Source organism: Paenibacillus sp. FSL E2-0178 (assembly GCF_038593005.1).
In the GTDB taxonomy this organism is placed as follows: Bacteria; Bacillota; Bacilli; order Paenibacillales; family Paenibacillaceae; genus Paenibacillus_AQ; species Paenibacillus_AQ phytohabitans.
Map to the genome: position 1 here is coordinate 4,425,577 of NZ_CP151953.1, position 18,522 is coordinate 4,444,098.

Genomic DNA, 18,522 nt, shown 5'->3' on the forward strand with positions numbered 1-18,522 from the left:
AAGCCGCAAATATCGGATGCCGGGGAGGGCTCCAATGAGGAAGCTGTTTGATACGTTGTCGCGGACCCTCTTCTTGTATAATTTCAGCATCCGCAGCCGGCTGATTCTCTACTTCCTGTTCCTCGTCCTGCTTCCGACAACCATTATATCGGTGACGGTATATAACAAATCAGCCGATATTATCACCCGCAATGTTAATACATCCATTGAGAACAACTTCAATCTCGTTCAGGACAATCTGGCCCAGCGGTTCGAGGCCGCCAATAAATCCATGGTATCGCTCTATCTTAATTCGGAATTCGCTGACCTCATCTCCTCTAACCGGCCCACGGACAGCAGCGGAATCATTAATGAGCTGGCTGCCCTGAGCAAAATTCTCGAGAATTTCCCCGCGAACGGTACGTCTGGAAGCAGCTTTGTCCCTATGCTCTATATGCTGAACCGCCCGGAATATACCCAATATAACTTCTCCAGACGTGTATTCAATATCGATCTCATCTCCCTGAAGCCCTGGTATCTCGGCATTCCGGCCCAATCCGATTTCACTGTCGTCGGACTCAGCTCTCTGGATTCCAAGTACACCCTCAAATTCGCAAGGCGCCTGTTCGGCATCCGGCATGCACAGCTGCCCTATGTCGGACTGCTCACCATCGACATTCCTGTAGCTGAATTCGGCACACTGCTGGAGCATTACAAGCCTACGCCCGGCAGCAAGGTCTATATCGCAGACGGAACCGGCACGATCGCCATCAGTCCGGAGCCGGCCCTGATCGGGCAGAACATCAACACACAGGACTACTACAGCAAGATGAACGCTCCGGCTGACGGTTCTGCGGGTCTGCATTCTTTTCACCAGATGATCGGCGGCGAGAATATGCTTGTCTCCTACCGGACCATTGACAACACCGGCTGGACCATTCTCTCCTTCTCGCCTGTCCGTGAGCTTAACGGAGAATTAGCCGCCTTCCGCCGGGTGATGTATATCGTGATCGGCATCTGTATGCTGGTCTCGCTCATGATGGCCCTGCTGCTGTCAGAGAATATCTCAGCGCCGATCCGCAAGTTCATCCAGTCGATGTCGCATGCCGAAAGCGGAAATTTCAACATTACCATCCGCTACAGGCGCAAGGATGAATTCGCCTACTTGTTCAACCGCTATAACAAGCTGCTCCAGCAGATTAAGGCGCTGATTGACAAGCTCTATGTGACCGAGCTGCGCAAGAAAGAAGCCGAGCTCCAGACCCTGCAGGCCCAGATCAACCCGCATTTTCTTTACAACACCCTGGATTCGATCAACTGGATCGCCATCAATCACGATATTCCCGAGATCAGCAACATGGTTACCTCCCTCTCGGATTTCTTCAGGTACAGCCTGAGCAAGGGTCGGAATATCATCCCGCTCCGCGATGAGCTGCGGCAGGTGGAGAGCTATCTGGAGATTCAGCGGTTCCGTTTCCGGGATAGGCTGGAATATGAACTGGAGGAGACGGACCCCAAGCTGCTGGAGGAATGCCTGGTGGTCAAGCTCAGCCTGCAGCCGCTGGTGGAGAATGCCCTGATTCATGGCATTCAGCAGCGCCGGGGTCAAGGCAGAATCCGCATTAGAGTCGAGACTTCACAGGGGATTCTCAGCGTTTCGGTGTTTGACGACGGCGTGGGGGCAGACCCGGAACGGCTGAACCTGCTGCTAACCCATCCGCAGCCGGGCAACCAGTCCTATGGTATCCGCAATGTGCATATGAGAATCCAGCAGTTTTTTGGAGCGTCTTACGGAATCCGCTATTACGCTAATACCGAGGATGGCTGCGGCCTGCTTGCGGTGATCCGGTTTCCGGTGGTGACTACATGGGATGAGGTGAGTGAAGATGTTAACGATGATCGTAGCGGATGATGAGCCGTTTATCCGCAGCAGCCTGATCCACGTGTTCAAATGGCAGGAGGAATTCGGAATTGAGATTATAGGGGAGGCGTCTGACGGGCTGGAGGCCTATGAATTATGCCTGAAGCTTGCGCCGGATATTCTGTTCACCGATATTATGATGCCGCTGATGGGCGGTCTGCAGGTGGCGGAGAAGCTGCGGGAAGCAGGCAGTCCTACCAAAATCATTATCATCAGCGGCGCCCAGGACTTCTCCTATGCCCGGGACGCGCTGAAGGTGAATGCCGAGGGATATATTCTGAAGCCGGTGAAATTACCTGAGGTCCGGGAGGTCTTCCATCAGGTTGTCGCTAAGCTTAAGGGGGAACGTGAGCATCAGATGGATGTAGAGCAGCTGAGGAAGCAGCTGCAGGACAGCATGCCGGTGATCCGCGACAAGTTCCTGCAGAATCTGATTGCCGGCCTATACCGGAACGAGGATGAAATTTGGCAGAAAATCGATTATTTCGCCCTTCCCTTCAAGCGGGGGACAGCTTTGACAGCCTGTGTACTGCAGCTGGATGAATACCAGAGCGCCGTGGACAAATTCTCGGAGGAATACAAGCAGCTGCTCTATTTTTCCATTCAAAATATTATCAATGAGTGTCTGGTCAGCCACCCGTGCTCCATCAGCTTCGTCGCCAGCGAGAACGAGTTCATTATGCTTTTCTGCCCGGCAGACGATCCCTCGCCCTCTTCCATCTCAGAAGTATGCGGGCAGATTATCAGTAATATCCGCAAGTATCTGCGGCTGGATGCCTCGGCCGGCATTGGCAGAGCTTGTCCCCTGGCAGGCCAGCTGGAGGACTCGTACAAGGATGCGCTGGCCGCGCTGGTGTACACATTCTATACCGGGCACGGCTCTGTCCTCTACATTAAGGATATCCAGCCGGAAACGGAGACACTGGAGAGCACCTTCTTCTATAAATTCCAGGCCCGGCTCATGAATGAACTGAAGGCAGGCCATACGGGCACCGTCATGGAGCTGATGGAGCAGCTGTTCACCAGACTGGCCGGGCCCAAGCTGCAGATCGGATATGTGCAGAGTATTTGTGCCGAGATGATTTTCACGTCCGCCAGGGCCCTGTATGAGATTGATGAGGATACCCGGCTGGTACTGAGTGACCGGATTACAATTATGGATAAGCTGTACCTTCAGAAGAATATTACCGGCCTGAAGGCGTATATGCTGTCGCTTTTTCATGACTTAAGTGCGTATGTAGCAGGCAAGAACACCTCCAAGAACAGCCGGATCATCAGCAAAATCCATTCTATTATCCAGGAAGGCTACGCCTCTGAGCTCTCCATTTCCAGAATTGCCGAGGAGGTATTCCTGACGCCTAACTATATCAGTCTGATCTTCAAGAAGGAGACCGGTGAGACGATTACCGACTATATCACCCGGATCCGTATAGGCAAAGCGAAGGAGCTGCTGACAAGCACAGACCTCAAAGTAATGGAGATTTCCGAACTCGTGGGCTATGAGAATCCCCATTACTTCAGTACAGTTTTCAAAAAAACCGTTGGCCTGCACCCGCTTAAATACCGCTCTGAACAAAATCAGTGATGCTGAGCTCTATCTGATGATATAGGATCTGACGCCTATTCTGGAGTAGATGGCCGTGCTGGCTCTGCGATTCCCGGATATCGGCAGGTTAGAGCGCGTAGTTAATGTAGCTATATAGGCAAAGTCAGGGTGAAGCCCCTCATCCGCCAGGTAAGCCGAGGTCCGGCTGCCCGGTACTCTTTCCCTGTTGAGTGAAGTGATCATCTCGGAGGCGCTCTTAATACCCAGCCCGTGCCCGTAGAAGCGGTCATTCGACAGCATAATCGCGTTCTCCCCCTGCCACTCCGGCTTATCCGGATCATGATCGGGATTCTTGAAGTAGACTACATCCCCCGGCTGTAATTCCGACGGATTGAAGGTGGTGATCATCTTCAGATTGCTGTCATAGTTCCAGTCCCACAGGTACAGATCGGTGAAGTAGCGGTCGAAGGCATTCTCCCCGATCATACTGATGGTCGCTCTATATAGAATCATTACCATCGCCATTGCGCATTCGAAGGCATACAGCTGTCCATTTACAAAAATATCATTGATTGCTGCAGAAGGGCTAACCCCTGCCTTCAATTCAAAACCGCCGCCCGCCGTACGATTCCAATATCTTGGATTGCAGCGGGAGTTCTTAAATGTCGAGAAGTCCGTCCCCCCGGCGTTCATCGCTCTGGCTGCAGCGATAATCTCTCCCCGCATTTTAATCTCGAATGCCGGATTCGCAGGAGCCGTGTATCCATACCCCATCCTGCTTCCCCCCTTCATCTTCTTGTCATGAAATATAGGTTATTGTACGTGTCGGGCCTCATATTGGTGCGTGGGACTTTGCGCCCAGCACAAAATAACCCCACAGAGTGGGGTCTTATCTTCAATGATTATATTAATTCTTGCGCTTCTTGTGTAAGGTTACGCTAGGCTTCAAAGTAATTTCAAAAGCACGGCCCCAAATATAACCGGGATCATGGTAATGAAGTACCGCACTGGAATATTCCGCAAACGACCAGGCAGCTCCGCTAATCTGACGGATACTGCAGGCTGGTTCAGGACTCCCGATAAGGAATGCATTTGTCCCGGCAAGGGTGGCTGTATGTGTCTGCATCCGCTCTCTCAGCAGAGCTTGTAAATGAGAATAGTCTTCCGGACTATTAAACAAAAGCATATTTTGATCTGCAATCGCAGCGACATTCACATATAACGAATGGGCTCTTGAATATTCCCGGATTTCACCGATAGCCAGCCTTTTGTAATAGTAATCTTTCAAGAAGCGTTTGAATAAAAGCGACCCGTGAGCGTTAACAGCAGAGCTGAGCGCCGCCGCATCTGTCTCCGTAACCAACAATGCATACCGGGCCTGGCCCATGCCCAGCGCTATCCCGATTTTGTTACCCGGCGTATTCCAGCCGCTGTATCCTAATATACTTCCGGTATGCCGGCTGCCCAGCAGGCTTTCAGTTACCGCAGCATCCGCTGCACCGCTGCCGACAAAATCAATCACTACAGACAGAACACCATTGGCGTGATTAGCCGCAAGGCGGTCAACCGCAGCCGGCGTCTGATCCGCAGCGGTAACCGCGATAATCTCCAAGGCAGCTGAACCGCCCACAGACTCAGACGCTGCACCCACAATGTCCACATGACGCAGAATGTTCTGATGTACATCCATATATTCATACGGACTCGTAATGGTAGAGCCATGGGGTCCGAAGTATTGAACGGCACACCCTGTCTTCGCCCCGTTACGATAGAGCTGATTCGCCATACGTGCCAATAACGCCTGTCCCAGTCCGTCTGCATCCGGAAGAATGATTGCACGCTCCGGATTCTGACCATTCATGCCGCCGAGCCAGCCATTAATGCACTCTTCTACAAAGTGAATCTCGTTAATCTGCACTCCCTGAGTATTGGCATCATCCACACCTACCGCAAGAAAATCAATATATCCCTCCTGCGCCAGCTTCTCCAGAATGTAATGATTCGTTTTGAACTTATGCTGTCTCGTATTGTAATACTGCTCCTTATCAAAAGTGGCCGTGCTGCCATAGGAACCCGTTGGAGACAGGTTATATCCGCTGAGAATATCTTCAAACTGCGTAAAGCTTCTTCGCGGCTGAAGCATGAAATTGCGTGATTCTGTATAGGCCGCCAAGTCCAGACCATCTGCAAAAGACGTTGTAGCCAGCCTCATAATCGTATCCAGCACATACACCGGCTTGTCCGGATAAGACTGCTTCACTAGACGGATCACGTCCAGCAGGTTCGTGATCTCAGGATCATAGGCCGGATAAGCTCCCCCCGCGTCCGCCCGGAGACGGCGGCTTCCAATCAGGCCCCCGTAGGCGAGCATATCCGTAGAGATTATAAAGCCGTCTGCAGACGCTGCATGATGAAGAATAAATTTCCGGATGCGGGCGGTGTCCCCATATGCCGGTGATGATGTGGTTAGTAAGGTGGTCCCCGATGATGTCTTGTGCGAATCCAGACGATTTCTAAGATCAGCTACATGCGGGGTGATTACATGGATTCCTGCCGATTTCCCTTGAGTAATAACATCGTCCAGATTGACGGGTCTATCATCCAATGGTACGTATAGCACCTTCTTCATTTGTATCAAGCTCCCTCTGAGTAGCAGATAGGCCCGGATGCCTTCACTTATAAGGTAAATTAGGCAGCTAAAATACAACCTGAAAATAAAAAAATATTAAATTTCCCAATATTGGCATCCATCTATTCAACTATGATACAATAAAATGGAACGTATGTTCCTATTTATTCATCGATAACCATCATACACGCCCATATATACATATTATTATTTTTATTTCCAGAAAGGGGTAATCCGCTTTGGATAGAGCACAAACGGTATATGAACGCTACCGGAATGAACTCTGCCGGATAGGTTGGAGAGTACAGTATAGGGCTAAAAAGGCCGGACGGCTGGAATCTCCGCTTTTTGACAATATACAGTCTGGAACAAACTTTACTCAGGCTTCCGATAACAAAATAATGATTGAGCAGCTCACGGAAAGCCTGCCTGCTTTTGAAAAATCCATCTTATATAACCTCTATCTGGAAGGGTACAGCGAAGCGGAGGTCGCCAAGCAATTCAATATGAGCCAACAGGCGGTGAGCAAATGGAAAAAGAAGATCATCCACCAGCTATCTCAGACAACGAAATTACAAGACTGATCCAAGCGGCCAAAAATAAAGAAGCCGCAGCGATGCTGCAGCTCCTTGAATTATTCCAGCCTGATATACAGAAGTTGAGCCAGTATGCCCGGTTACCCGATGAAGAGGCCGCCTCAGAAATTATCGTGGAGTTTCTTGAATTTGTATCTGCACATGAAGAGACTACTCCTTGAACCCGGGCGCCTCTTGGAACCAGCCATTCACCTGTGCTGTCTCCTCGGTCAGAATATCCAGATAAATAGATGTACGGTAATCCGTTTCCTTCAGGCTCCTGCCTGTAATCTCGGCGATCCGGTTCAGCCGGTACATTAATGTATTGGTATGGATATGCAGAAAGGCAGCCGATTCCTTCAGATTCCCGTTCATCGTCAGGTAGACGGCTATGGTCTTGAGGAAATCGCTCTTATGCTCGCGGTCATGTTCCTTCAGCGGGTAGAGCAGAGCGCTGCGCCGTGTCCGGCTGCGCTTCTGCTCCAGAATGGCCGGAAGGTAAGCCCAGAAGCCAATCTCTTCATAGAGCAGCAGCTCACGGGCGTGATAAGGCAGCAGCTTCTTGATCTCCAGAATCTGCAGCGCTTCGCGGTAAGCGGCGGCCGCAGAAGTATATTCGCGGTAGCCCGGACTGCAGCCGGCCGTAAGCCTGCAGCCTTCGCTTGCGCCCATATCCCGGATCAGCTTCTGCACGAACGAGGACAGCCGCTCCGTCCCTTCCACAGGGAACACAAACGAGAACAGAATAATCAGCCGGTTCTGCTCGGCAGTCTGGAACAGCAGCCGCTGTCCGGCATAGGCATCCATAATCCGGCGGAAATTCTGCAGGAAATGCTCATCCACCGGCTTATCGCTCTCCAGTACCCCGATATAATAGCTCTCCGGCAGCAGAATGGACCCGGCCTCCGCCTCCTGGCGGATGCGCAGCTCACTCTCGTAATGCGAGGTCAGCAGCTTCCAGAAGAAATCCTCGAACGTCTTCTCCTGCTTCGTCTTCCAGCCCCGCTGCTTCAGCAGATAACGCCCGGCAATGCCTGCGGCTTTTTCGACAATCCGTTCGGCATGGCCTTCGGCGAGATTCCCCCGGTCCACCACCCAGATGTAGCCGAGAATCTCCTGCTGGTGTTTGATGCACATGGCCAAGCGGGGGCCCAGACCCACCTCCATGACTGCAGGAATGCGGATGGGGTGGCTGGTATTCTCCAGATCATGCATGACCCCTTTTTTGTGGAGGCCTATAATCACCGTATTCGGAACTCTTTTGCCGATAATGGTCGAGATACGCGCCGGATCGCTCTCAAACTGATGGGAGCTGTACCCGATCACATGATGGTTGCTGTCCTCAATCGTCACCTGCGACTGAAGCGATTCGCTGATGGTATCCGCCAGGGATTCCATGCTGTCAAAAAAACGGTCAAATGTCTGCTCTGATTCTGTCAATGTGCCCACCCCAACCTGAAGAATAACAGAAGCTTTAATCAATTTCGCTGTAGAATTGATTACATTATATTACACCGTTTGGCAGTTGCCTATAGGAACATCCAAGAAATACGGAGGAAACCTAACATAGACATTCAGTCTGCATAAAAATAATCCGGCGATTGCCCGCCGGACTGTAAGGTGGTACCCCTCTACTCTTGTGTAAGTCTGTAAGCTCTATATGCTAGATCAGAGTGAACTCTTGTTCTACTGCTTTCTCTACCGTGAAGTACTCTTCCCCAAGAGCTTCTGCCACGGCTTGGCAGGTGATCTTCCCGTTGGCTACGTTAACACCGCTCTTCAGGCCGGCATTGTCTTCGATCGCCTGGAACACACCTTTATTTGCAATTTGCAGCGCATATGGAACCGTAACGTTGGTTAAAGCAATGGTCGAGGTTTTGGCTACAGCACCCGGCATATTCGCTACCGAGTAGTGCAGTACGCCGTGTTTCTCGAATACAGGATGATCATGTGTGGTTACACGGTCAATCGTTTCTACGATACCGCCCTGGTCAATAGCCACGTCTACAATGACGGAGCCCGGCTTCATGGTTTTGACCATTTCTTCAGTAACCAGCTTAGGAGCTTTAGCCCCTGGAATCAGCACTGCGCCTACCAGCAGGTCTGCTTCAGCTACGGCTTTGGCAATGTTATATGGATTGGAGATCAGGGTGCTGATCTGTGAACCGAAGATGTCATCCAGCTGGCGGAGTCTGTCCGCGCTTAGGTCAACAATGGTAACCTCTGCGCCAAGGCCGATCGCCATTTTAGCTGCATTAGTACCTACCACACCGCCGCCGATAATGCTAACCTTGCCGCGGCTTACGCCGGGAACACCGGAGAGCAGAATGCCTTGTCCGCCGTAGTTCTTCTGCAGGAACTGTGCGCCGAGCTGCACGGACATGCGTCCGGCGACTTCGCTCATCGGTGTGAGCAGCGGCAGTGTACGTCCATCCACTACGGTTTCGTAGCCGATGGCGAATACGCCCTTGTCTTTCAGGGCAGCTGCAAGGGCAGGCTCTGGAGCAAGGTGCAGGTAAGTGAAGAGAATGAGACCCGGACGGAAGTAACCATATTCGCTTTCGAGCGGCTCTTTAACCTTCATAACCATTTCAGCGGCAGCCCAGACAGCAGCGGCTTCTGCAATCAGTTCTGCTCCGGCTGCAGCATATTCTTCATTCAGGAATCCGCTGCCCGCGCCGGCTCCGGCTTCAACCAGTACTTTATGTCCATCAGCTACCAGGCTTACCACTCCAGCAGGGGTAATCGCTACACGGTTTTCATTATTCTTAATTTCTTTAGGTACACCAATAATCATTATTATTCGCTCCCGTCTTGTGTGGATCTCTTATGTAAAGAATCATAACATACGATTTCCTGCCGCATTTTGGGTAAAAAGAAAAACTATATCTGCCATGATTGTGTTTTTACACAATGGGATGATATAACCGTGAGATAGAACGTTTCCTTGCACAAGAGCAGAATCCGGCCGGTGAAATGTAAAGTTATGTTCCATATTCTCAGGTTTTTTGTTACTTCTGAGGATTTTTGCGATCTGCTATTCTTGATTTGCAAGCCTATACAGTTATACAGGGAGGTTGTCGCTTTTGAAAAAAACACGCTGGATCGCCGGAATTACATCACTCGTTCTTATAATGGGCCTGGCTACAGGCTGCGGTAACAGCAGCAATTCATCTGCAGCCAATAATGAAAGCCCTGCCAAAGGCAATGGGGCAACATCTGCAAGCCCGGTAACCCTCAAAATGTGGGGCGGCGTTCCGCCGGAATCCGGACCGCAGGAGGTCATTGATAATTGGAACAAGGAGCATCCCGAAATTCAGGTGGAATATGTACGCTTTGTTAACGACGACGACGGGAATCTCAAGCTGGATACGGCCATGATCACCGGGCAGGATGTAGATTTATTCGTGAACTACACGATTTCCCATGCCTCCAAGCGGGTAGAATCGGGTCTGGCGCTGGATCTCAGTACCTTTACCGATTATAACATCGACGAGAAAATGGGCATTGACGCCGAGAGCTGGAAGATTGACGGCAAGTATTACGGCGTTCCTACTACCAAAAGTCCGTTCTTCATCGCTTTGAACAAAGAGGCCCTGGACGCGGCGAACCTGCCGGTTCCGAAGGAATGGACCTGGAATGAGCTGCGTGAATATGCGAAGAAGCTGAAGACCGGCGACCAGTACGGATTCATTCAGAATATGGAGCCGTTCGTGGACCCTATCGACTCCGTGCTCTCCCAGGAGGGCTACACTAAGGCTGACGGCACCTCCAATCTGGATCATCCGCTCGTCAAGCAATGGCTGGAAACGCTGAACGGAATGATGAAGGACGATAAGACCACACCGCCGCTTGGCGAGCAATTGACATCCAAAATGCCGGTCGAGCAGGTCTTCCTCAGTGGAGAGGTACCGATGCTCAATATCGGGGCGTGGCTGCTGCGCAGCTCGAATAACTTCACGGATTTCCCGCGTGATTTCACCATCGCCTTCGCGCCGGTCCCCCGGCTTGCCGAAGCTGCGGATGATTATGTGTCCCGCGGGGGATTAGGTGATTATATCTCCATTAATGCCAAGTCCAAGAAACAGGAAGCGGCCTGGGAATTCCTGAAATGGTATTCCGATGGCGGCATGTCACCGATGGCAGCAGGCGGAAGATTGCCGGCCTCGAAGGATGCCAATCAGGATGATGCGGTGAAAAGTCTCATTGGTGACAAAAGCGATTCCTACGATCTGGATTCCCTGATGTATGTCATGTTCGACAATCAGACGCCGACCTATGTACGTAGTCTGCCTCAGGAGGTTATGGATCTGCGCTCACAGGAATACGAGAAATACTTCCTCGACTCGCAGTCGCTGGATCAGACGGTGCAGGCCATGGTAACCCGGCATAACGAGTATTTGAAGCAGAACAAGTAGAAGTTAGAAAAAGAAATAGAAGTTAAAATTGAGAAAGCACATGTATAACCAGGGAGGATTGCCGCAGGAACAATGGCGCCTCCTTTTCTTTTTGTCAAGCACCCACAATAGAACAAAACTATGTATTTATAGCAGGCAACCAGTGCCCGCTGGAACAAAACCATGCAATTTAAGGTATTGGCTGTGCTGCTTTTTTATTATGTTATAATCTAAACCATAGAGACCCTCATCCTCCCGGACCGGGCAGGTGCAATCGTGTTTGGAGGTGCAGCCGTGTGTCAAAGCTCATGCGAATTCTGATTCCCCAGAAATTGAAATACCGCCTGTTTACCGCCTTTGTATGCCTGATTCTGCTGCCCTTCGGCGCATTGAATATGTATAACTACCAGCGCATTGAGACGCTGGTCCAGAAGAAAATCAGCCAGCAAAGCCACTACCAGCTGGAGCAGATGTACCGCACGCTGGAGGATCAGATCAGCATCGCCTTCAAGACGCTGCTGTTCCTGAAGCAGGATGACACCGTCAAGTCCGTGCTGCTCCATCCCGGACAGCGTAATGAGCTGGAGAATAAACGGCTGATGGAGAATATTTTCAAGAACCTGAACAACAGCTTCTTCCTGTACAATCCTTCGGTCTATTTCATGATTCTGGACTTATCTGAAAGCGCATACACCTCGTATCCGCCTAAGGATTCTCTAGTTTACTCAGAACTAAAGGCTAATCCCGGGTTTGACCGGGGCCAGATGAATACCGGCTCTTATCACTGGGTGCCCAATGATACCAACTACGTGCTGCGCGATGTCTCCACCAGTGCCTATCTTCTATCCTTGTACGCTTATCTGGAGGATGCCCGGAACAAGCCTTACGGAATGGCCCGGATCAGCATCGATTATACGTACTGGCTGCGCTCCATTCATAAGCAGTCGGATCTGGAGCAGCAGTATTTCCTGATTACCCGCTCGGGGGAGGATATCTCCCAGTCCGTTCCGGGCAGTCTTTTATCTGCGAAGGTGAAGGCAGGGTTCGCCGGGCAGCCCGGACAGCAGTATTTTATCGACAAGGATTCGAATTCGCTGATTAATTACATTTATGTGGAATCGCTGGACTGGTATATCGTCAACCGGATTCCGCTGTCTGTGCTGTTCGTGGAGATCGAAGGGCTGAAGCAGCAGTACTTTTTTACGTTCTTTGTCCTGACGAGCATCTTCCTGATGATGACCTTCGTGATTGCTACGACCATCACACGCCCGTTGTCCCATTTGCAGAACAAGATGAAGGCGGCCGTGCAGAAGAGCCTCAAGATCCGCCTGCCGGAGCATAAATTCAGCGGGGAGATCCTGGATCTGACCCGGACCTTCAATACCATGCTTGACGATACTCACCTGCTGATCCAGAAGCTGAAGGCCGAGGAGCGCCAGAAGGAGGCTGTCCATTTCCAGATGCTGCTGGCCCAGACGAATCCCCACTTCCTGCTGAACACGCTGAATACGATTAAATGGATTGCCATCCGTGAGCACAATGAGGATATTACGAATATGACCCTGTCGCTCGGCAAGCTGCTGGAGGCCAGTCTGAATACCGATAAGGACCTGATCCATCTGAAGGATGAGATAGAGCTTGTAGAGGCTTATGTCCATATCCAGCAGGTCCGCTACGCCCACAAATTCGAATTAACCTGCCGCTACGATGAGGATGTTCTGTATGCGCTGGTTCCCAAGCTCAGCCTCCAGCCGCTGGTCGAGAACGCCATTATTCACGGGATCAGCAGACTGCCCGGCAACGGCCTGATTGAGCTGATCGTGCACCGCGAAGAGAACCGGCTGATTGTAGAGATCAAGGACAACGGCGTAGGCATGGAGCAGGCAGGTTTGAACAAGGTCCCGCGCAAGCGTCCGGGTATCGGGCTGAGCAATATTCAGGAGCGCCTGCGGCTGCTCTATCGCGAAGAGGGGACTTTGGAGGTTCTCTCCACCGGGGAAGGTGTCACCGTCCGCTTCACTATACCGCTTCTATTGTCTGCACCTTACGGCAACGGACATCCGGCTTAAGCGCATTTATACGGGAGGGAATCACATATGTGGAAAGTACTGCTGGTCGAGGATGAGGTTTTTGTACGGGAGAGCGTCCGCGAGATTATTGCCTGGGAAGAGCTCGGGTTCACTGTCAGCGGAGAAGCGGGCAATGGTGCAGAAGCGCTGGAGATGATCCGGCAGGATGCTCCCGATTTGGTGATTTCGGATATTGTCATGCCGGAGATGGATGGTGTCGAGCTGCTGCGCAGAACCCGTGAAGAGGGCTACGATTCCCGCTTCGTCATGCTTACCTGTATGAGCGATTTCGAGAATGTACGGCAGGCGATGGAATACGGGGCCTCCAATTATATCCTGAAGCTGTCCATGAGTGTGAATTCACTGCGCGACACACTGCGCAAGATCAATAATGAACTGGTGAAGAGCCAGGAGAACCGCAAGGTAAGTGCGGGCCCGTCCGGTTCTGCTGTTCCCCTACCGCCGCTGCCCCATGAGGAGATCACCAACCATCCCGAGATCCAGAAGATCCTCCAGTATCTGCATGCCCATTATGATGAGGATATTACCGTCAAGTCGATGTCCCAGTATGTCATGATGGCCGAGAATTATGTCAGCACCCTGTTCAAAAAGAAAACCGGCCAGACCCTGATCCATTATCTGCATCAGATAAGGGTGGACCAGGCCATACAGCTCCTGATCCACTCCGATCTCCCGGTATACGAGATTGGCAACCGGGTTGGCTTCGTCAACGATAACTATTTCATCAAAATCTTCAAACGCCTCACTGCGCAGACGCCGAGCCAGTACCGGCATACTCAGCGGCACAATACAGAATCCGTAAGCATATAGCCTGGCTTCAATAAATGCTTAGCTCTCCTAAACAGCGGCCTTCCTTCCGGGAATGCCGCTGTTTGCTGTGAACCGGGATAGAACAAAACTAAGATCGCACCGCCCTCCGCCACTCAGCAAATGTATATTTCTGTAGCATGAAGTCGTTGGTTTTGTTCCTTAACCCCTCTTAGATCGCTTGTTATGCTTGTAGTGTGATCAAAGTAATCAAAAGACCTAAAGGAGTGGGGCTATGTGAAGGCATCCTGGATGAAGCGGCAGCAGTACCTGGGCTATCTGTTTATCGGGCCAAATATGATTGGCGTGATTTTATTTTTCATCATACCTGCCGTCTATTCTTTCTATCTCATGTTTACAGACTATAAGTTTATGAGTCCCCATACCAAATTCATCGGGCTGTCCAACATCCGGCGGATGCTGGGGGATGAGGTATTCTATATCGCCATCAAGAACACGCTGCTGTTCCTGGTCTCCGTCCCGGTATCGATCGGGCTGGCGTTCATTGTTGCCGTTGTGCTGAACCGGTCCGTGTATTTGAAAAAGCTGCTCCGCGCCCTGTACTTCATGCCTTATATTACAAGCGGCGTCGCTGTAGCCTTTGTCTGGATGCTGCTGTTTCATCCGAACAACGGGCCGATTAACGGCATTCTCCGCTCGGTCGGCATCGCGAATCCGCCCGGCTGGCTGTCCACCATGGAAACCTCCATGTATGCGATTGACATCATCTGGATCTGGTTCATGCTCGGCTATAACATGATCATCTACCTCGCCGCCCTGCAGGAAGTGTCCGGCGAGCTGCTGGAAGCCGCCAAAATCGACGGTGCCCGCACCTGGCAGACAGTCCGCAGTATCCTGTGGCCGCTGGTCAGCCCGACCACCTTCCTGCTGCTGATTACCGGACTGATCATGTCGATCAAGCAGTTCGGCATCATTCAGGCGATCACGCAGGGCGGACCGGGAAACAGTACCACCGTGTTATCTTTGTTCATCTATCAGAATGCCTTCCGCTATTACGAAATGGGTTATGCTTCAGCGGTCTCCTGGGCCCTGTTCCTGATCATTCTGATTTTCACCGTGATTCAATGGCTGGGCCAGAAACGCTGGGTTCACTACTAAGGAGCTGAGAACATGAATAAAGCCGTAGTTACCAAAAGCATTGCCACACTCATCATGCTGTTCTTCAGCATCGTCATGATTGTACCCTTCATCTGGATGATCAGCACTTCATTCAAGACACCTGCCGAGGTCTTTCAATATCCGGTCCAGTGGATTCCCAGCCATTTCAACTGGAGCCATCATGTTAAGGTCTGGACCGGTCAGGGCAGCTTTGTGCCTTACTATCTGAATTCCCTTAAGGTGGCTATTCTGAGCACTATAGGTGCCGTTTCCTTGTCCGCCTTGGCTGCTTATGGGTTTGCCAGAATTGAGTTCAAAGGGCGGAACACCATGTTCATGGTTTATCTGTCCATGATGATGGTTCCCCCGCAGGTGCTGTTCGTACCCAAATTCATCATGTTCGACTGGGCCGGCATCTACAACACCCATTGGGCGCTGATCCTGCCCGGAATGTTCACCATCTTCGGCGTATTCATGATGCGGCAGTTCTTCCTCTCCGTGCCTCATGAAATTTCGGAGGCCGCCTTCATCGACGGCGCAGGCCACTTCCGTATCTTCTCGCGCATTATCCTGCCGATGGCTAAGCCGTCGCTGGCCACGCTGGCCATCATCGACTTCTCCTGGCACTGGAATGATTATGAGAATGCGCTCGTCTTCCTGATTGACCATGATCTGTTCACCGTCCCGCTCGGGCTGCAGAATTTCATCCTGGAGAACAATGTCGACTACAACGGCATGATGGCCGCTGCAACAGCCGGAATCATTCCTATGATCCTCGTCTTCCTGCTCGGCCAGAAATACATTATTGAAGGTGTGGCCAGCTCAGCGGTCAAGGGCTGACCCCGCTTATAAATAAAGGAGCTATGCCACAGATTGTACGGTGGCATAGCTCCTTTTAAGTTGTTCTTCAGTTATGACAATCCGGCTTTGGTCAAGCCATATGCCGCATCAGATGAACCCGGTACGGTGGTGAAGCCCACGTTCACCCGGTTCCAGGCGTTAATCGCCATAACCGAGAAGGACAGATCGGAGATTTCCTGCTCCGACAGCTGTCCACGGACACGGTTATACAGCTCATCAGGCACGCCGTGCTCCGGCAGCTTGGTCAGTACCTCCGTCCAGGCAAGTGCAGCCCGTTCACGCGGAGAGAACAGTGTTGATTCCCGCCAGATAGAGATGTGATAGAGACGCAGTTCACTCTCGCCGTTAATCTTGGCCTGCTTCACATGCATGTCCAGGCAGAAGCCGCAGCCGTTCATCTGTGAAGCCCGGATGGACACCAGATCTTCAATTTTCTCCTCAATAGAGCTGTTCTTCAGCGCCATGCTGAAATCGAGAAATTTCTTGAAAAGCTCCGGGGACTGCTGCATATAATTCACACGTTGTACCATAACTATACTCCTCCTATTGGGCTGGTTGTAGTTAAGGTCCGGCCCGGCCCGTGTCTTCCTCCCGGTTGTTCCGGCCTTGTTCCGCCCTTCGGACATATAACGAGACAGCTATTCGTTCTGTGACAATGCAGCAGCAGATTTTTTGTCCGGTGCAGTTTTCGAACGTACCTGCCATGAATAATAGGCACCTTCACGCATCCCCGCTCTCTCCTGTCACACATCTCCTCTTTATTTTGTCTACATTATAGCGGAGTTAGATTGACTATATAAAAGGATTGGAAGTGGCGTTATGCAGGAGCTGTATGCCCAGTATAAGAACCTATTGTTTAAGCTTGCCTACCAGTTAACCGGATCAGCCGCCGATGCCGAGGATGCGGTTCAGGACGTATTCCTGAAGGTGTATGATGTGCCGCCGGAGCGGCTGGCCGAACCGAAAGCCTATCTGTGTAAAATGGTCACGAACCGCTGCCGCGATCTGCACAAATCTGCGCGCAGACAGCGGGAGGAATATTTCGGCGAATGGCTGCCCGAGCCTCTTGCCGGTACAGACGGGGATTCCATGGACTCCGTAGTTCAGGATGATCTCTTATCCTATGCCATGCTTGTCCTGCTGGAGCGGCTGTCCCCTGCCGAGCGGGCTGTGTTTGTACTTCGTGAAGCGCTGGGCTTTGAATATCAGGAGATTGCCGGATTGGTCGATAAAAGCGAACCGAACTGCCGCAAGCTCTTCAGCCGGGCCAGTGCCAAGATGGACCTCACCCCCGGGGAGCCTGTCCAGCCGGAGGCGGCTACAGAGGAATGGGTGCACGGGTTCCTGGCCGCCCTGAAGCAGGGCAACATGAACCAGCTTCTGACGATGCTTGATCCGGCAGTCGAGCTGATCTCCGACGGCGGAGGCAAAGTACGCGCTGCTGCCGAACCGGTAGTCACCCGCGAGCTTGTAGCCCGCTTCCTGATGGGGCCTTTCCGCGGGGCAGCTACAATTAATGGTGAGGTGGCTATTGAAACTGGCCGGATTAACGGACAGCCCGGCCTGATCCTCCGCTCGGACGAAGGTGTTCATACGATAGGCCTTCTGCATATCCGGGGCAATCTGATCCGGAATTTATATATTGTCCGCAATCCGGATAAGCTGCAGTGTGCCGGGAGTTAGGGCGGGTAACGGTTTCCGGAAGCCCCCGCCCCCTGTGGACTCCAACTAGTAACGAACCTCGTTCAGGTCACGCATTGTCCGGTGCCTTCACGGCCACCCAGCCGTCAATCAGATAGGAACCGAAGAACCGTGAAATTACCGTGAACCCGGCCTCCCGCAGCAGCCGTTCCATCTCTTCGGCCGGAAGCGGATGCGAGGTCACGCCGAACGATTGCTCGAAGGCCTGCCACTGTTCTTGTTCAATGCCGTTACCCAGCATATGCAGCCTCCAGCCTGCCATCTGAATCCGCCATGCGGGGGAAGCCGGCTCCCCGTTGATTGCGGAAAGACACAGCGGCGCTCCCGGCTTAAGCCGCCCGGCAATGGAACGGAGCAGCGCCAGCTTGTTCTCCCGCCCTTTCACAAAATGCAGCACCAGCATGCAGGCCGCAGCATCGTACTGTCTGCTACAATTCCAGGAACCTATCTCCGTATGATACAGTCGCACTCTGTCCATCAGACCCGCTGCACCAAGCCGTTGTTCAGCGGCCAGAAGCATTCCCTGCGAAGTATCCAGCCCGCTGAAGATCCAATCAGGATGCTTCCAGCCCAAACTCAGAATTTCCTGCCCTCCGCCAGCTCCAACAATCAGCAGCTCGGGATTCTCCCGCTTATCAAGCAAAGCTGTTATCAGCGTATCCATCAGATCATACTGCAGCTGATAGCCGGGGATTTTGCGGCTTATATTCTGAACATATTGATCCGCATCCGCCTGCTCCCAGGGACTGGCTGAGCTGACTGAGCTACCTGTACTGCTTATGCTGTCTTTCATTACATCCCCTCCGGAATCGGCTCTCTGACCGGAACAGGCCGGTCAACCCCGATAATGAATATTGGTTCATTATCAAGGCTGCACCCCGAAACCGCCATCCCACA

16 protein-coding genes are annotated in these 18,522 nt (G+C 51.9%); 10 read left to right on the forward strand and 6 right to left on the reverse strand.

What is annotated here, in order from left to right:
* Positions 1-34: 34 nt before the first annotated feature.
* Both MHI42_RS19105 and MHI42_RS19110 read left to right on the forward strand, forming a co-directional pair.
* Positions 35-1,891, forward strand: coding sequence for a sensor histidine kinase (locus MHI42_RS19105; protein WP_342420374.1), 1,857 nt, complete (start codon positions 35-37; stop codon positions 1,889-1,891).
* Positions 1,866-3,485, forward strand: a complete 1,620-nt coding sequence (locus MHI42_RS19110; RefSeq protein ID WP_336103633.1) for a response regulator — start codon at positions 1,866-1,868, stop codon at positions 3,483-3,485. The genes MHI42_RS19105 and MHI42_RS19110 overlap by 26 nt, the downstream gene beginning before the upstream one ends.
* A gap of 9 nt (positions 3,486-3,494) precedes the next feature.
* On the opposite strand, the gene MHI42_RS19115 is transcribed toward MHI42_RS19110, so the two are convergent.
* Both MHI42_RS19115 and MHI42_RS19120 read right to left on the reverse strand, forming a co-directional pair.
* Positions 3,495-4,220, reverse strand: coding sequence for a protein-glutamine gamma-glutamyltransferase (locus tag MHI42_RS19115; protein ID WP_171716311.1), 726 nt, complete (start codon positions 4,218-4,220; stop codon positions 3,495-3,497).
* A gap of 133 nt (positions 4,221-4,353) precedes the next feature.
* A complete protein-coding gene (locus tag MHI42_RS19120; RefSeq protein WP_342420375.1) occupies positions 4,354-6,075 on the reverse strand; it encodes a DUF4127 family protein in 1,722 nt (573 codons plus the stop codon).
* Positions 6,076-6,314: 239 nt separating this feature from the next.
* Between MHI42_RS19120 and MHI42_RS19125 the strand changes: the two genes are divergently transcribed.
* Both MHI42_RS19125 and MHI42_RS19130 read left to right on the forward strand, forming a co-directional pair.
* Positions 6,315-6,659, forward strand: a complete 345-nt coding sequence (locus MHI42_RS19125) for a sigma-70 family RNA polymerase sigma factor (RefSeq protein WP_342420376.1) — start codon at positions 6,315-6,317, stop codon at positions 6,657-6,659.
* Positions 6,605-6,832 (forward strand): helix-turn-helix domain-containing protein, encoded by a 228-nt coding sequence (locus MHI42_RS19130; RefSeq protein WP_171716314.1) that lies wholly within the window; start codon positions 6,605-6,607, stop codon positions 6,830-6,832. The genes MHI42_RS19125 and MHI42_RS19130 overlap by 55 nt, the downstream gene beginning before the upstream one ends.
* Here the strand turns inward: MHI42_RS19130 and MHI42_RS19135 are convergent.
* Both MHI42_RS19135 and ald read right to left on the reverse strand, forming a co-directional pair.
* Entirely contained in the window at positions 6,822-8,132 is a 1,311-nt protein-coding gene (locus tag MHI42_RS19135) for a helix-turn-helix domain-containing protein (protein WP_342420377.1), read from the reverse strand. The genes MHI42_RS19130 and MHI42_RS19135 overlap by 11 nt on opposite strands.
* 181 nt (positions 8,133-8,313) lie before the next feature.
* Positions 8,314-9,447 (reverse strand): alanine dehydrogenase, encoded by a 1,134-nt coding sequence (ald, locus tag MHI42_RS19140; protein ID WP_342420378.1) that lies wholly within the window; start codon positions 9,445-9,447, stop codon positions 8,314-8,316.
* A gap of 289 nt (positions 9,448-9,736) precedes the next feature.
* Between ald and MHI42_RS19145 the strand changes: the two genes are divergently transcribed.
* From MHI42_RS19145 to MHI42_RS19165, 5 genes are all read left to right on the forward strand, one after another.
* The gene (locus MHI42_RS19145; RefSeq protein WP_256703811.1) at positions 9,737-11,068 is read left to right on the forward strand and encodes an extracellular solute-binding protein; all 1,332 of its coding nucleotides are present in this window, start codon (positions 9,737-9,739) and stop codon (positions 11,066-11,068) included.
* Positions 11,069-11,343: 275 nt separating this feature from the next.
* The gene (locus tag MHI42_RS19150) at positions 11,344-13,116 is read left to right on the forward strand and encodes a histidine kinase (RefSeq protein WP_342420379.1); all 1,773 of its coding nucleotides are present in this window, start codon (positions 11,344-11,346) and stop codon (positions 13,114-13,116) included.
* Between the two features lie 27 nt (positions 13,117-13,143).
* Positions 13,144-13,947: a response regulator gene (locus MHI42_RS19155; RefSeq protein WP_342420380.1), complete on the forward strand. Its 804-nt coding sequence runs from the start codon at positions 13,144-13,146 to the stop codon at positions 13,945-13,947.
* 234 nt (positions 13,948-14,181) lie between these two features.
* Complete coding sequence (locus tag MHI42_RS19160) at positions 14,182-15,063, forward strand: sugar ABC transporter permease (protein ID WP_342420381.1); 882 nt, start codon at positions 14,182-14,184, stop codon at positions 15,061-15,063.
* A 12-nt stretch (positions 15,064-15,075) separates the two neighbouring features.
* Positions 15,076-15,903: a carbohydrate ABC transporter permease gene (locus MHI42_RS19165; protein WP_042132834.1), complete on the forward strand. Its 828-nt coding sequence runs from the start codon at positions 15,076-15,078 to the stop codon at positions 15,901-15,903.
* A 71-nt stretch (positions 15,904-15,974) separates the two neighbouring features.
* On the opposite strand, the gene MHI42_RS19170 is transcribed toward MHI42_RS19165, so the two are convergent.
* A complete protein-coding gene (locus MHI42_RS19170; RefSeq protein WP_342420382.1) occupies positions 15,975-16,454 on the reverse strand; it encodes a carboxymuconolactone decarboxylase family protein in 480 nt (159 codons plus the stop codon).
* A 289-nt stretch (positions 16,455-16,743) separates the two neighbouring features.
* On the opposite strand from MHI42_RS19170, the gene sigJ reads away from it, so the two are divergent.
* Positions 16,744-17,607 carry an RNA polymerase sigma factor SigJ gene (sigJ, locus tag MHI42_RS19175; protein ID WP_342420383.1) on the forward strand — a complete coding sequence of 288 codons (864 nt, stop codon included), beginning with the start codon at positions 16,744-16,746 and terminating at the stop codon, positions 17,605-17,607.
* Between the two features lie 67 nt (positions 17,608-17,674).
* On the opposite strand, the gene MHI42_RS19180 is transcribed toward sigJ, so the two are convergent.
* Complete coding sequence (locus MHI42_RS19180) at positions 17,675-18,418, reverse strand: class I SAM-dependent methyltransferase (protein ID WP_342420384.1); 744 nt, start codon at positions 18,416-18,418, stop codon at positions 17,675-17,677.
* Positions 18,419-18,522: the final 104 nt, after the last annotated feature.

Bases quoted from the DNA above. Each gene is read 5' to 3' on its own strand.
- MHI42_RS19120 (WP_342420375.1), bottom strand. From the start codon at position 6,075: ATGAAGAAGGTGCTATACGTACCATTGGATGATAGACCCGTCAATCTG.
- sigJ (WP_342420383.1), top strand. From the start codon at position 16,744: ATGCAGGAGCTGTATGCCCAGTATAAGAACCTATTGTTTAAGCTTGCC.
- MHI42_RS19105 (WP_342420374.1), top strand. From the start codon at position 35: ATGAGGAAGCTGTTTGATACGTTGTCGCGGACCCTCTTCTTGTATAAT.
- MHI42_RS19180 (WP_342420384.1), bottom strand. From the start codon at position 18,418: ATGAAAGACAGCATAAGCAGTACAGGTAGCTCAGTCAGCTCAGCCAGT.
- MHI42_RS19130 (WP_171716314.1), top strand. From the start codon at position 6,605: ATGGAAAAAGAAGATCATCCACCAGCTATCTCAGACAACGAAATTACA.
- MHI42_RS19155 (WP_342420380.1), top strand. From the start codon at position 13,144: ATGTGGAAAGTACTGCTGGTCGAGGATGAGGTTTTTGTACGGGAGAGC.
- ald (WP_342420378.1), bottom strand. From the start codon at position 9,447: ATGATTATTGGTGTACCTAAAGAAATTAAGAATAATGAAAACCGTGTA.
- MHI42_RS19115 (WP_171716311.1), bottom strand. From the start codon at position 4,220: ATGGGGTATGGATACACGGCTCCTGCGAATCCGGCATTCGAGATTAAA.
- MHI42_RS19165 (WP_042132834.1), top strand. From the start codon at position 15,076: ATGAATAAAGCCGTAGTTACCAAAAGCATTGCCACACTCATCATGCTG.
- MHI42_RS19110 (WP_336103633.1), top strand. From the start codon at position 1,866: ATGTTAACGATGATCGTAGCGGATGATGAGCCGTTTATCCGCAGCAGC.
- MHI42_RS19170 (WP_342420382.1), bottom strand. From the start codon at position 16,454: ATGGTACAACGTGTGAATTATATGCAGCAGTCCCCGGAGCTTTTCAAG.